This is a genomic window from Brevibacterium album DSM 18261 (assembly GCF_000426445.1).
Lineage (GTDB): Bacteria > Actinomycetota > Actinomycetes > Actinomycetales > Brevibacteriaceae > Brevibacterium > Brevibacterium album.
In genome coordinates this window covers 308,403-321,037 of the sequence record NZ_AUFJ01000009.1, presented here as the reverse complement: position 1 = coordinate 321,037, position 12,635 = coordinate 308,403, and the positions used below count along the sequence as shown (strand labels likewise).

Annotated in this window: 12 protein-coding genes; 4 read left to right on the top strand and 8 right to left on the bottom strand. The window is 71.5% G+C overall.

The window, feature by feature from the left end; translation table 11 throughout:
* Positions 1-35: 35 nt before the first annotated feature.
* Complete coding sequence (locus K318_RS0101515) at positions 36-1,502, bottom strand: NAD-dependent succinate-semialdehyde dehydrogenase (RefSeq protein ID WP_029088167.1); 1,467 nt, start codon at positions 1,500-1,502, stop codon at positions 36-38.
* Between the two features lie 196 nt (positions 1,503-1,698).
* On the opposite strand from K318_RS0101515, the gene K318_RS0101510 reads away from it, so the two are divergent.
* Genes K318_RS0101510 through K318_RS0101500 form a run of 3 tightly spaced genes read left to right on the top strand, consistent with a single transcriptional unit; the run spans position 1,699 to position 3,705 of the window.
* A complete protein-coding gene (locus tag K318_RS0101510) occupies positions 1,699-2,124 on the top strand; it encodes a DUF488 domain-containing protein (RefSeq protein WP_029088166.1) in 426 nt (141 codons plus the stop codon).
* Position 2,125: 1 nt separating this feature from the next.
* Complete coding sequence (locus tag K318_RS18580) at positions 2,126-3,073, top strand: ornithine cyclodeaminase family protein (RefSeq protein ID WP_035280151.1); 948 nt, start codon at positions 2,126-2,128, stop codon at positions 3,071-3,073.
* Positions 3,070-3,705 carry a GNAT family N-acetyltransferase gene (locus K318_RS0101500; protein WP_084499490.1) on the top strand — a complete coding sequence of 212 codons (636 nt, stop codon included), beginning with the start codon at positions 3,070-3,072 and terminating at the stop codon, positions 3,703-3,705. The genes K318_RS18580 and K318_RS0101500 overlap by 4 nt, the downstream gene beginning before the upstream one ends.
* A gap of 18 nt (positions 3,706-3,723) precedes the next feature.
* Here K318_RS0101500 and K318_RS0101495 read toward each other — a convergent pair whose 3' ends face one another.
* The gene (locus K318_RS0101495; RefSeq protein WP_245579730.1) at positions 3,724-5,145 is read right to left on the bottom strand and encodes an MFS transporter; all 1,422 of its coding nucleotides are present in this window, start codon (positions 5,143-5,145) and stop codon (positions 3,724-3,726) included.
* A 178-nt stretch (positions 5,146-5,323) separates the two neighbouring features.
* Complete coding sequence (locus K318_RS0101490; protein WP_029088163.1) at positions 5,324-6,514, bottom strand: EamA family transporter; 1,191 nt, start codon at positions 6,512-6,514, stop codon at positions 5,324-5,326.
* A gap of 80 nt (positions 6,515-6,594) precedes the next feature.
* Between K318_RS0101490 and K318_RS0101485 the strand changes: the two genes are divergently transcribed.
* Complete coding sequence (locus K318_RS0101485) at positions 6,595-7,035, top strand: Lrp/AsnC family transcriptional regulator (RefSeq protein ID WP_029088162.1); 441 nt, start codon at positions 6,595-6,597, stop codon at positions 7,033-7,035.
* 139 nt (positions 7,036-7,174) lie between these two features.
* Here K318_RS0101485 and K318_RS0101480 read toward each other — a convergent pair whose 3' ends face one another.
* From K318_RS0101480 to K318_RS0101460, 5 genes are all read right to left on the bottom strand, one after another.
* Positions 7,175-8,227, bottom strand: coding sequence for a serine hydrolase domain-containing protein (locus tag K318_RS0101480; RefSeq protein WP_029088161.1), 1,053 nt, complete (start codon positions 8,225-8,227; stop codon positions 7,175-7,177).
* Entirely contained in the window at positions 8,224-8,784 is a 561-nt protein-coding gene (locus K318_RS0101475) for a PadR family transcriptional regulator (protein WP_029088160.1), read from the bottom strand. Before K318_RS0101475 ends, K318_RS0101480 begins: the two co-directional genes overlap by 4 nt.
* A 153-nt stretch (positions 8,785-8,937) precedes the next feature.
* Positions 8,938-9,627 carry a DUF418 domain-containing protein gene (locus tag K318_RS18575; RefSeq protein ID WP_051297322.1) on the bottom strand — a complete coding sequence of 230 codons (690 nt, stop codon included), beginning with the start codon at positions 9,625-9,627 and terminating at the stop codon, positions 8,938-8,940.
* Positions 9,628-9,815: 188 nt separating this feature from the next.
* The gene (locus K318_RS0101465) at positions 9,816-11,186 is read right to left on the bottom strand and encodes an SLC13 family permease (protein WP_029088159.1); all 1,371 of its coding nucleotides are present in this window, start codon (positions 11,184-11,186) and stop codon (positions 9,816-9,818) included.
* 242 nt (positions 11,187-11,428) lie between these two features.
* Positions 11,429-12,550 carry a YeiH family protein gene (locus K318_RS0101460; RefSeq protein ID WP_029088158.1) on the bottom strand — a complete coding sequence of 374 codons (1,122 nt, stop codon included), beginning with the start codon at positions 12,548-12,550 and terminating at the stop codon, positions 11,429-11,431.
* Positions 12,551-12,635 lie beyond the last annotated feature (85 nt).

Here is a 12,635-nt window from a genome sequence, read left to right as displayed (position 1 = left end):
AGAAAGCGCTCACTCGGCGTCTGCGCGTGTGAACCTCAGCGGGCGTTGGCCCGGGGGATCGCCACGTACTTGAGCTCCAGGTACTCGTCGATGCCGGTCGAGCCGCCCTCGCGGCCCAGACCGGACTGCTTCACACCGCCGAAGGGAGCGGCCGGGTTCGAGACGAGGCCCGTGTTGAGTCCCACCATGCCGGACTCGATGCGCTCGGCCAGGCCCATGGCGCGGTCGATGTCTGAGCAGAACAGGTACGAGGCGAGGCCGTACTCCGTGCCGTTGGCGAGCTCGATGGCCTCGTCGTCAGTCTCGAAGGTGACGATGGGGGCGACGGGGCCGAAGATCTCCTCGACCCGCAGCGTCGCGCTCTCCGGCACGTCCGTGAGCACGGTGGGGGCGTAGAAGTAGCCCTCGCCGCCGAGCTTCTTCCCGCCCGTGAGCACGGTGGCACCGGCCTCCACGGCCTGGTCGACGAGCTCGGCGACCTTGTCCAGCTGATCCTGGTCGACCAGCGGGCCCACCTGAGTGCCCTCGGCGAGGCCGTCGCCCACCTTCATGGAGCCGATCCGCTCGGCGAGCTTGCGCGAGAACTCCTCGGCCACGCCCTGCTGCACGTAGATCCGGTTGGCCGCGGTGCAGGCCTCGCCGCCGTTGCGCATCTTGGCGAGGACGGCGCCCTCGACCGCCGCATCCACATCGGCGTCGTCCATGACCAGGAACGGGGCGTTGCCGCCCAGCTCCATCGAGGTCTTCATGACGTTCTCCGCGGCCTGCTTGATGAGGTTCACGCCCACCTCGGTGGAGCCCGTGAAGGAGATCTTGCGGGCGATGCCCGACTCCATCCACGGGGTCACGACGCGGCGTGCGGAGGAGGAGGTGACGACGTTGAGCACGCCGTCGGGCAGCCCTGCCTCGCGCAGCACGTCCACGAGCATGAAGGACGTGAGCGGGGTCAGCTGCGCGGGCTTGAGGACCATGGTGCAGCCGGCGGCGAGCGCGGGCCCGATCTTGCGCGTGCCCATCGCCAGCGGGAAGTTCCACGGGGTGATGAGGATGCACGGGCCCACCGGCTCGCGCGAGATCATGAGGCGGTTCTTGCCGTCCGTGGACTGCGTGAAGTCGCCGCTGATGCGCACGGCCTCCTCGGAGAACCAGCGGAAGAACTCGGCGCCGTACACGACCTCGCCCTTGGACTCGGCGAAGGGCTTGCCCATCTCCGCCGTCATGACCGCGGCGATGTCGTCGGCGCGCTCGTGCAGCAGCTCGAAGGCGCGGCGGAGGATCTCAGCCCGCTCCCGCGGCGCGGTGGCCGCCCAGCCGGCCTGCGCCTCGCCCGCGGCGCGGATCGCCTCGAGCGCATCGTTCTCGGACCCGTCGGCGATGGTCGTGATGACCTCGCCGGTGGCCGGATTGCGGACCTCGAGGGTGCGTCCGCCCTCGGCCTCGCGCCACTGGCCGCCTATGAAAACGCCCGTGTTCAGCTTGTCGATGATGGGGGTGAGGTCCACGTCTTCTCCTCTTCGTCGGCGACGACTTCAGGTGCATTCGGAATCATCGCCGACCCGGTGCTCTGGGGGCGTCCGGACCGGCTCCTGTGCAGTGTAGTCGCGGAGGCTGGGCGGAGTGTGTCCCGTCTCATGTTCTCCTGCGGCTGCGGGGCTGGGACGGGGGCGGGCGCTGCGCGGACGGCCGTATCGTGGATGCATGGACGAGAAGACGGACGAGCCCGTGATCACGACCCGCCGGCTCTACGACATGCTCGACGAGCCCGCTGGGGAGTCCGGCACGGAGCGGACCGGCGCAGGGGGAGCGGGAGGCGAGTACCGCGTCCTCGTCGACCGGCTCTGGCCGCGCGGGGTCGCGAAGGCGCGGCTGCGGTACGACGAATGGGACAGGGAGGTCGCGCCCTCGGCCGAGCTGCGGCAGAGGTTCCACTCCGGTGCGCTCGGCTTCCCGGAGTTCGCGGCCGGGTACCGGGCCGAACTCGCGGCCTCGCCGGCGCCAGGGGAGCTGCTGGGTCGCTTCGGACGGTCGGGGCGGGCCGCGCTCGTCCTCCTGTACGGTGCGAAGGACGAAGCACACAACCATGCCCAGGTGCTCGCCGAGCACCTGCGGGAGCAGGAGCGCTGACATGAGGAACATCGACGCCGAGGCCGTCGCCGCCACCGGCTTCGCCCCCGCGATCGCCGCGATCCGGGAGGCGGTGGTCGACTTCGACCCGGAGGACGACATCCCGCGCAGCATCGTCGGCCTCGAGCACGGGGAGATGATCCTCATGCCCTCGGAGCTGGGGGCCTACACCGCGGTCAAGGTCGTCACCCGGACCCCGGACAATGCCGGGCGCGGGATCCCGACCATCCAAGGCAGCGTGCTGCTCGCCGACCGCACCACGCATCGGCAGCTCGCCCACATCGATGGAGCCGCGGCGACGAGCCTGCGCACCCCGGCGCTCTCGCTTGCGGGCGTCGCCGGCTTCGCGGCGGCTCGCTTCCCAGCGGGCGTGCGCCTGGCGGTGGCGGGCGCAGGAGCGCAGGCGCTGCCGCACGTGCGCGCGGCCCAGGCAGTGGTGCCGGTCCTGCGCGTGGTGTTCGGCGTGCGGACGGCCGGGCGCGCGGCGGAGCTCATCACGACGCTCGCAGCGGAGGGGATCGACGTCGCCGAGGCCGTGATCGGGGAGGGCTTCGACGCCGCGGTCGCGGAATCGGATCTCGTCATCACGGCGACCGCCGCCGCGGAGCCCGTCCTCGCCGCGGAGGCCGTGCGCGAGGACGCGCTCGTCGTCGCCATGGGCTCGCACTCGGCCTCGGAGCGCGAGCTCCCCGGGGCGCTGCTGGGTCGGGCCCACGTGATCGTCGAATCGCTGGGCAATGCCCGCCGGGAGGGCGGCGATGTCGTCATGGCGATCGAGGAGGGGCATCTCACCTGGGACGACGTGCACACTCTCCGCGAGGTCGTGACCGGCGGTGAGGGCGCCTTCGCTGCGGGGCGCCCCGTGGTGTTCAAGACCTCGGGGATGTCGTGGGAGGACGTGGCCGTGGCCGCGGCGATCTACGAGGCGGATGCGGAGCGGGCCGGATGAGGGGCGTCGGCGGCGAGTCGGTGCGCGCGGGAAGCGCTGGGCTGCACGCGGCGGGCCTCGTGGCCTCGCAGGCGGGTGAGGCGGACATCGCCGAGCTCGTCGCACTCGTGCAGTCGGCGTACCGGGGCGACGCCTCGCGCGCGGGGTGGACGACGGAGGCCGATCTGCTGGGCGGCCAGCGCCTCGACGCCGCCATGGCCCGCGAGATGCTCGCGGAGGAGGAGACTGTGGTCCTGCTGTTCCGCGCGGCTGCGGGGGAGGCGGAGGGGTCTCCTGCCCCGGGTGCCCTGCAGGCGTGTGTGCAGCTGGCACACCGTCCCGGCGGCATCGCGTACTTCGGCACGTTCGCGGTGAGGCCGGAGCTCCAGGGGCGCGGGATCGGGCGCGCGGTGATGGTCGCGGCGGAGGAGCACGCGGTCGGGCGATGGCGGGCCGAGCGCATGCGCATGACCGTCATCCGCCAGCGGACGGAGCTCGTCGACTACTACCGCCGCCGCGGATACGCACCCACCGGCGAGACCGAGCCGTTCCCATACGGGCAGGAGCAGTTCGGGCTGCCGCAGCGCGACGATCTCGAGTTCGCGGTGCTGGAGAAGCCGCTGGGCGAGGCTGCCGCGCCGCAGTCCCTCTGAGCGCGGCAGCCTGCTCTGCTACCGGGCAGACGGTTCCCCCACCGCGGTGGGGGAGGGCGCGCGGGCGATCACCACGGCACCGACGATCAGCCCGATGACGGAGAGCGCTGCTGCGATCACGAACGGATCTCCGGTGTGCAGGGCCGGGGCGAACCCGAGACCTACGCAGATGGCCACACCGGATGCTCCTCCGAGCTGGTCGGCCGCTCGCTGGACGCCGGAGGCGATCCCGGCGTCTTCCTCGGTGGTCCCGGAGACCGCGATGTACTGCAGACCCACGATCCCGAAGCCCATGCCCGCTGCGATCAGCAGCATCGCGGGGAGCAGCCATGCCGCTCCGCCGTCCATGACGGCCGCGAACGCGACCACCGTCATCGCACCCGCCGCGGCCGCGAGCCCGATCAGCACGCATGCGCGTGCACCCCAGCGCTCCAGCAGCCGGGGCACGAGCACCGATGCCGCGATCAGCGCCACGGCCAGGGGCAGCATCGTCAGGCCTGCGCCCAGCGGGCCGATTCCGAGCCTGTCCTGCAGGTAGAACGTGAACAGCAGGAACGAGGTCGACAGCGCGCCGCTGAGCAGCATCGTCGTCAGGTTCGCTCGGAGCCTGGGGCGGTCCGCGAAGAACGCCAGCGGGACCAGCGGGTTCGGCGACCTCGACTCGACCCGCACGAACCCGATGGCAGTCAGCACCGAGCCGACCAGGGCGGCTGCGCTCACCCACGGGCTCGCGTCAGGTTCGCCAGCCTGGACCGCGGCGCAGACGAACAGCAGCGGGCATGCCGTCAGCAGCAGCGCCCCCGGAAGGTCCAGGCGGCCGTGCGCGCGGGGCACAGACCGGTCTGCGGGGACCAGGGCGAGCACAGCCGCGATCACGATCAGGATGAATGGCACCGAGATCAGGAAGATCCAAGGCCAGCCCAGGTGTGCGGTGATGATCCCCGACAGGGCGAACCCGAGAACCAGGCCGCAGCTGGCGACCGCGGCCCATACGCTCAGGGCGCGCGATCTGCGCGGGCCCTCGGGGAAGAGCAGCACGATGGTCGCCATCGCGGCGGGCAGCGCGACGGCCTCGCCCGCACCCTGGAGCAGCCTTGCGGCGACCAGGACCGGGAAGGAGGGGGCCAGCCCGGCCAGCAGCGAGGCTGTGCCGAACACCGTCGTGCCGACCAGAAGGGTGCGGCGACGGCCGAGAAGGTCGCTGAGGCGGCCGCCGAGCATCAGCAGTCCGCCGCCGGTGATGGTGTATCCGACCACGACCCAGGTCAGGGAGTGGCCCTCGACGCCGAAGTCCGCGCCGATCGAGGGCAGCGCGATGTTGACCACGGTCACGTCGACCGCGATGAAGAACTGCAGCATCGACATCGCGCACAGCACGAGCCATGCGCGCACGGGGGCGGGATCGAGCCCGCGGGTGGAAGGGGGATTGCCTGAACGCATCGATTGCTCCGTCGCTCTGAAGAGTCACCGGGCAGCGCGAGAGGGCCGCTCCGGTCTGATTGCGAAGCGGCTGGACGTTCCAGATGAGATGCTGTGCCGGACGTCCCGCCGCTAGCGGGAGGTCCTGGTCACTGCCGCGCAAGCGGCCGAGCACGAAGCGCCTGACATGCTGCACATGCTAGCAGCGGGAATGGGCGCGCCGGTGGCGGGCGGTGGGCCGGGACCGGCTCAGTGCCACGTGGAGGATGATCGCGCCTGCGAGTGCCGCGAGCAGGAGTCCGGAGACCGGCGAGATCGCCTCGCCCAGGAGGATCGCGCCCGCGATGTTCGCCGCGGCGAGCTGGCACATCATGAGCACGCCCGCGGTAGCCGGCGCGATCCGCGAGATCCCGTCGAAGTAGAGCAGGTACGGCACCACCGTCACTCCCACCGCCAGCAGGACGATGAGGCCGATGACCTGTCCCGGCCGTTCGGCGCCCAGCGCGAGCCCCTGTGCGGAGGCCAACGGCAGGAGTGCGAGTGCTGCGGCAGTGAAGGTGAGCGCGGTCCGGCCCAGCACATCGGAGCGCTCACCCGGCTGCGGCCCCTGCCGCTCAGATCCGGCAGCGTCGCGTCCTGTCGGCGCAGACGCAGCAGCGCTGCCTCCGAGGCCGGGGGAGCGGGGTGCGCGAGGCCGTGCTCCGCCCGTCGCGAGGCGCTTCGAGACGAGGGTCATGAGCGAATGGGAGGTCGAGGCGGCCACGGCGAGGACGGGTCCGAGGAGCGTGAGCGAGGCGTCCGCCCCGCTCACCGCCAGCAGCGCGATGAGCGCGGCGATGGCGGGGATCATCGTGAGCCAGCCGGCGCGGTTGAGGGTGAGCCCCAGCATGGGGATGGAGAGCACCGCCATGACGATGGGCCCGGTGGCGAGGACGAGCGTGCTGCCCAGCCCTGCGCCCATGCTCGCGACCGCCGCGTACATGAGCGACTGCGCGGCCGCCAGCAGCACCCCGGTGATCGCCAGGGCGAGGCCCTGTTCGCGGAGGAGCACGCCGAGGCCGGGTCCGCCGCGCAGAATCCTGCGGAGCGTGTGGAGCGCGAGGAGGATCGCTGCGGCGAGTGCGAAGCGCCAGAACGTCAGTGCCGCGGGGGAGAGCGCCGATGCCGCGAACACGAGCGCTGCCACCGCGGCACCCACGCCCCACAGCGAGGCCGCGGTCGCGACCTGGAGCGCGCCTCGGGCACCCGTGCGGCCGGCTGACCGGGGGCGGCCGGCTGCAGTCCGGGCGTCGGCCTCTGCTGCCGCGTGCGCCTGTCCTGCGGCACCCGTCCGGAGGAGGGCGTGCGCGGCGGCCTGCTGAGCGGTCTGGGCGAAGGGTGCAGTCGTCATGCCGCAATGCTAGAGAAATGTGCGCGGCATTCGATTGCCTATCATGCCTTCTATGTGTGCATCTATGGCATGATCTGCTCATGGACGCCGTGGATGAGGACATAATCCGCCACCTGCAGCGGAACGCCAGGCTCACGAACACGGAGCTGGCCGATGCCGTGGGACTCACCCCCAGCCCGTGTCTGCGCAGGGTCCGCCGGCTTGAGGAGGAGGGGATCATCCGCGGCTATCACGCCAGGGTGGACGAGGCCAGGCTCGGGCGCGGGACCGAGGTGCTCGTATTCGTGGAGATGGGGCTGAAGACCAGGGACACCGCGGAGGCCTTCGAATCCGCGCTCGCCCCGTTCCCCGAGGTCATCGAGCTGCGGCGGATGTTCGGTCTGCCGGACTACCTGGTCCGGATCGCGGTGGCGGACCTCGCCGAGGCTGAGCGCTTCATCGCCGGCACCCTGAGCGCGCTGCCCGGCGTGGCCCGGGTCGATTCGCACCTCACCATGAAGCTCGTCAAGGGAGGCGGCTGAGGGTCGGCTCCCGTTGATTCCGGCCTGCTTCGCCGAGGGGGCAGCGCTGAGCTGCAGGGCGCGGACGCCTCCGACCGTGGCACCGGCGAGCGCGTCTCCGCTCTCGGATCTGTGCGCGCTCAGGTGAGCGCAGGTCTCTTCAGCGGAACTCTGCGACGAGCCGGGTCAGGATCGGGTAGGGCAGGCTGCGCGGGCGCATCTGGTTGACGGTGCCGGAGACGTGGAGGTCCAGTTCCGGAGAGTGGTAGAGCACGGTACCGAAGGAGCCGGAGTGGCCGATCATAGCCGGGATCCGCATGAACGGGCTGAGCGCCGGGGGAGTGCGGTACTGCATGATCCCGATGCCGCAGGCGAGCGGTGTCAGGCGAGAGAACACCGAGTTCCAGCGCGCGGTCATCTCGCTGAGGACGCGCCCCGGGAACAGCTCGCCGGCGATGAACGCGCGCAGGAAGCGCACCTGGTCGGCGGGCGTGGACACGATGCCGCCGGAGGCCGGCTGCGAGGCGAGGGCCTTCGGTGCGTGCAGGGGTGTGCGGCTGTGTCTCACCTCTGCGACGGACCCGCAGCGCTCCAGCGTGTCCGGTGTGAGCGCCCAGTCGCCGAGGCCGAGCGGTGTGATGATCCGTGCGCGGCAGGCCTCGGCCCAGCTGCTCGAGGTCGCGACCTCGATGATGCGGCCCAGCAGGTCGTAGTTGAGGTCGCTGTAGTGCGCCCTGCCCGGCGTCGAGGGCGGGAAGGGGCTCGGCAGGGCCCGGCTGCGCTCGAGGAGGTCTCCGAGCGTCCAGGTGCGGTCGGCGCGCAGCATGTGGGTCTGAACGGTGGTGCCGTCGGGGTGCTTCTGCTCGAAGTAGTCGGGGAGTCCGGAGGTGTGCGCCAGCAGCTCTCCCACTGTGATCGCCGGACCGTGATCGCGACCGCCGTGCACGTTCAGTCCCCGCATCGTGTCCTCGCCGAGCAGGTCGGCAGCCGGGGTGCCGAAGGTCAGCACACTCTCTTCGCGCAGCTGCATGATGATCGCCGCGGTGTGCAGCTTGGTGATGCTCGCGATGAAGAACGGCCGGCGAGTGTCCCCGTACTCCCAGACGAATCCGGTGGAGGGCTGTTCGATGCGGAAGCTCATGGACGAGATCCGGGAGTCGGAGGCGCCGCGGGCGGCGATCCGTTCGAGCCGGTCCGGGGAGGGATGCCTCATGGCGCGATTCCCTTCAGCTGCTGCTCGGTGGCGTCCAGCCAGTCGAGCTCCGTCCTGGCGTGGGCGATGCCGTTGGCCAGGGTGGCCAGGCGGAGGGTGCGCGCGACCGGGGTGGCCTCGGCGATCTCGTCAGACCCGTCCGCGTCCGCGGCGGAGATGCTGATCGCCTTGAGCGCCGCCAACTGCGCGCTCACCTCCTGCCTGCGCGTGTCCAGCAGCTTCTGCACTCCTTCCACAGGCATCCGGGAGGCGAAGAACAGCCGGGCCAGGAAGGGTTCGCGGGCCACGGTCGTCTTCAGGGGCGAGGCGAGCCAGCGGTCCAGTTCGGCCAGCCCTTCCTCGGTCGTGCTGTGCAGGTGGAGATTGGGGCGCTGGTCCTGGACCACCGTACGGCGGGACGCGAGGCCCTCATCGACCAGGCCGGCCAGTGTGCGATAGATCTGCGACTGATCCGCAGTCCAGAAGTGTCCGACGCTCTCGTCGATGACCCTCTTCAGCTCATAGCCGCTCATCGGCTTGATGGAGAGGAGTCCGAGGATCGAGTGGCGCAGTGACATGGGCATATGATACTGCACATATGTGTGCATGCATATAGCCGAACTCTTCCGCCTCGGCTGTGCGCCGTCCGCTGGGGGGCGACGGAGCCTCAGCGCCTGTAGGACGGCTGTCGGCGACGGCGACAGCCCGCTTGAGCGCCGGCGTTGAGCGTGTCAGCTGTTCGGCGCCCGAAAGAGGCGGGCGCGGCCGGCGCGGTAGCCCAGGAGCACGAGGAACAGAAGCGGATAGGCGACGGCGATGTAGACCGGGCTGAGGGGCACGCCGACGAGCCGGTCGATCCAGTCCTCCAGGTATGTACAGCCCGGGACGGTCTGTGCGAAACCTTCCTCGGGGGCGACGGCGGCCCCCGTCATGAGCAGGGGGACCGTCACGAGGGAGAAGAGGCCGGTGACCAGCAGGGCGAGATTGAGCGCGCGGTCGGACCGGTGCAACAGCCAGCCCGTCACCAGCAGGGCGAAGCCGTAGGCGGTGAGGATCTCGCCGGGGAACACGAGGAGCGCGTGGGCCGCGCCGAACAGGAGGAGCAGGAGCGCCCGGCGCCGCACGGCGCGCCTGATGTCTGCAGGTGCCGTGCGCCGGGACTCCTGCCGGGCGACGCTCCATGCGACACCGTAGCCGAAGAGGATCGCGAACAGCGCGAATGCGCGGTTGTCCAGGAGCAGGATCGCCGCGAACGTCGCGGCCCGATCGGGGGCGGGTTCGGCGGAGGCGTCCACGCCGAACCCTGCGCCTGCGTAGGCACCGGCGTAGGCCATCGCGATGAGCAGCAGCATCACGCCGCGAGCCGCATCGGGGGCGAGGAGTCGCTGGGGAAGGGCTGCCTGTGCGGAGGAGGAGGTCATGCGGTCGGGCTCATCTCGTCGGGGCGTGCAGAGGCTCACCCCCGATGATGGGCTCCCGCGCCGGAGCCGCGAGAGTGCCGGTGGTCACGGATTCGCGCTGCGGACATCCGGACCGCAGACCTCAGCGGGTACGGAAGAGGCGCCCGCCCCGCACGGCAGCGGAGCGAGCGCCTCGGGGCGCGGCGGCCTCAGCCGGCGAGCATCGCCGGCAGCACCAGTCCGCCCACGAGCACGACCGGTCCCACGATCACCATCGAGAGGCCGAAGCGCACGAGGAGGCGGGTGAGGCGGCTCTTCTCCTCCTCGGGGGCGGTCGCGACCACCGTGGCGCCCAGGGTCGAGAACGGCGAGACGTCCACGACCGCCGAGCACACGCCGAGGGCCGCGATGAGCGCCCAGCCCGGCAGGCTGCCGTCGGCGATGAGCGGCAGGGCCAGCGGCACGAGCGCTGCGAGGATGCCGGTGGTCGAGGCGAAGGCGGAGACCAGCCCGCCCACGAGGCACAGCACGAAGGCGGCGATGAGCGGCGAGCCCACGGACTTCGCGGCGTCGCCGAGGAGCTCGACGGCGCCCATCTCCTCGAGCAGGCCCACGAAGGTGATGATGCCGCCCACCAGGAGCACGGTCGACCAGTCGATCTTCGCGACGGCCGCCCTGCCCTGACTCGGGTCGATGAGCAGCAGCAGACCGGAGAGCGCGAAGCACAGGAGCCCGATGTCCGGGTCCCCGCCGGTCGCGGCGATGATCACGACGGAGGCGAGCAGGACGATGATCGCGGCGACCGTCGCCCACTGGACGGGCGTGAAGGGTTCGACCCGGGAGAAACCGGCGCCGCCCTCGGCGGGTTCGTCCCGCTGCTCGGAGAAGCGGGCGTCGTCATCATCGCCCTCGCCGAACTCGATGGACGAGGTCGAGGCCGAGCCGCGGGAGACGGCGGCGGCGACTCCGGCCTCGGCGGTAATGGGGGTCCGGCGACGGCCCCAGACCGCATAGGAGAAGACGAGCATGAGGGCGTAGACGCCCACGGCGATGCCGAACAGCAGGAACGGGTTGAGTTCGATGCCCGCACCGTGCGCGGTGGAGTAGGTGACGATGCCGTAGAGGCTCGTGGGCGCGAAGCCGCCGGCACCGATCGCGAAGCACATCGCCAGGCCCATGAGCGCGAAGTCGACGCCGTAGCGTCGGGCGACCTGCATGCCCACCGGCATCATGACGAGGCCGGCCAGCGGCGCGCCCATCGAGGCGATCGCGGCGGTGATGACGAAGAAGACGAGGGGGAGCAGGAGCGCGTTCGAGCCGACCTTGGCGAGCGCCCTGTCGATGAGCTTGTCGATGGTCCCGTTGATCTGGGCGATCGCGAAGAAGAGGGTGACGCCGGCGAGCAGGACCATGATGCTGAGCGGGAAGCCCGCGATCACGTCGTCGAGCGGGATGTCGGTGAGCAGCAGGGCCGTTCCCGCTGCGCCGGCGAGCATGAGCACGCCGATCGGGATGCCCCGGATCGCGCCGAGCGCGAACATGGCGACGAAGATCGCCAGGGCGATGAGCTGTTCAGTCATGGTTCCTCAGAGTACGCGAGCGGACGGCACGTGCGCGTGTGCGTGCAGGTGTGGGGCTCTCACAGGAGCGACGAAGAAGCATACCGCGTCCGGGGAGGGAGGCGGCCCCGCCCCGGAGGCGTCTCCTCGTGACGCGGCGACACGTATGCACTTCCTGCAGGGATCAGCGCTCAGTGCCGCAAGAAGTGCATACGCGGGCTCGCACGGCTGCCCCGCTGCGGGAGCCGGGAGCGCAGGCGTCCTCACCCCAGGAGGAGGGCGCCGCCCAGGCCGAGCGCCGCCACCACGAGCGTCGTGAGAGCGGCGACGAGCACGGGGCCGAGGCCGAGCCTGCGCAGCTGCCCCACGCTCACCTGCGTGCCCAGGGCGAACATCGCGGCCGTGAGGCATGCGGTCTGCACCGTCGCCAGCGGGGTCAGCGCGCCTTCCGGGATCCAGCCGAGGCTGCGTACGGCCACGAGCAGCAAGAAGCCGAGGAGGAAGCCCGGGACCAGCGGGGTTCGGGCCACGGGGCCGGCGGAGGGTGCGGGTGCCGCTGCCGAGGTTCCTTCCGAGGGAGCTCTCGCGGCGCATGCCGTACGCACCGCACGTGCCCCGGTGACGGCGAGGACGGCGACGACGGGCGCGAGCAGGGCGACCCTCGCGAGCTTGGCGACGACCGCCGTCTCCAGCGCCCCGCCGCCCACGATCCCGCCGATCGCCACGACCTGCGCTACCTCGTGGACGCTCGCGCCCGCCCACAGACCCGCGGCCTCGGGAGACAGCCCGAGCGCGGCGCTCACCAGCGGCACGAGCGCGATCATGAGCGTCCCGAAGGCCACGACGAGCGCGACCGCGGCAGCCGCGTGCTCCCGGGTCGCGCGCACCGCGGAGTGCGCTCCGGCGACGGCGGCGGCCCCGCAGATCGAGAAGCCCGCGCCGACGAGCAGCGTGAGATCGGCGGGCACGCGCAGCAGCCGCCCGCTCAGCAGCGCCGTCCCGAATCCCGCCAGCACCACCAGCACCACGAGGCCGAGGCCTCCCGCCCCGAGCGCGAGCACATCGCCGAGGGCCAGCTGTGCCCCGAGCAGCACCACGCCGGCGCGCAGCAGCGTCTTCGCGGCATAGCCGAGCCCGGGCGCCAGCACTGTCGGCAGGCGGGCCGCGTTCGCGATGACCGCGCCCAGGACGATGGCGACGAGCAGCGGGCTGAGCGCGCTGAGCGTGCTGGCGAGGAGGACGGAGGCGAGGGTCGCGGCGGCCGCGAGAGCGAGTCCGGGCAGCATCGCACGGGTGGGCAGCACCTCGCGGCCGGGAAGAAGAGCGCGAATGCCCGCATGCACGGTGGGTGCGGAGGACTGGCGGGAGGGGGCGGGAGAGGACATGCCTGCCACTCTCCGCCGGGGCCGGCCTCGGCGGTAGCCTGAGATTCTCACCCACCCCATACCGGATCTGTATGGGCTGTGGGAG

What these genes read in the sequence shown, in the direction of transcription:
- K318_RS0101510 (WP_029088166.1), top strand. Translation starts at nt 1,699, where the DNA reads ATGGACGAGAAGACGGACGAGCCCGTGATCACGACCCGCCGGCTCTAC.
- K318_RS18580 (WP_035280151.1), top strand. Translation starts at nt 2,126, where the DNA reads ATGAGGAACATCGACGCCGAGGCCGTCGCCGCCACCGGCTTCGCCCCC.
- K318_RS0101500 (WP_084499490.1), top strand. Translation starts at nt 3,070, where the DNA reads ATGAGGGGCGTCGGCGGCGAGTCGGTGCGCGCGGGAAGCGCTGGGCTG.
- K318_RS0101495 (WP_245579730.1), bottom strand. Translation starts at nt 5,145, where the DNA reads ATGCGTTCAGGCAATCCCCCTTCCACCCGCGGGCTCGATCCCGCCCCC.
- K318_RS0101490 (WP_029088163.1), bottom strand. Translation starts at nt 6,514, where the DNA reads ATGACGACTGCACCCTTCGCCCAGACCGCTCAGCAGGCCGCCGCGCAC.
- K318_RS0101485 (WP_029088162.1), top strand. Translation starts at nt 6,595, where the DNA reads ATGGACGCCGTGGATGAGGACATAATCCGCCACCTGCAGCGGAACGCC.
- K318_RS0101480 (WP_029088161.1), bottom strand. Translation starts at nt 8,227, where the DNA reads ATGAGGCATCCCTCCCCGGACCGGCTCGAACGGATCGCCGCCCGCGGC.
- K318_RS0101475 (WP_029088160.1), bottom strand. Translation starts at nt 8,784, where the DNA reads ATGTCACTGCGCCACTCGATCCTCGGACTCCTCTCCATCAAGCCGATG.
- K318_RS18575 (WP_051297322.1), bottom strand. Translation starts at nt 9,627, where the DNA reads ATGACCTCCTCCTCCGCACAGGCAGCCCTTCCCCAGCGACTCCTCGCC.
- K318_RS0101465 (WP_029088159.1), bottom strand. Translation starts at nt 11,186, where the DNA reads ATGACTGAACAGCTCATCGCCCTGGCGATCTTCGTCGCCATGTTCGCG.
- K318_RS0101460 (WP_029088158.1), bottom strand. Translation starts at nt 12,550, where the DNA reads ATGTCCTCTCCCGCCCCCTCCCGCCAGTCCTCCGCACCCACCGTGCAT.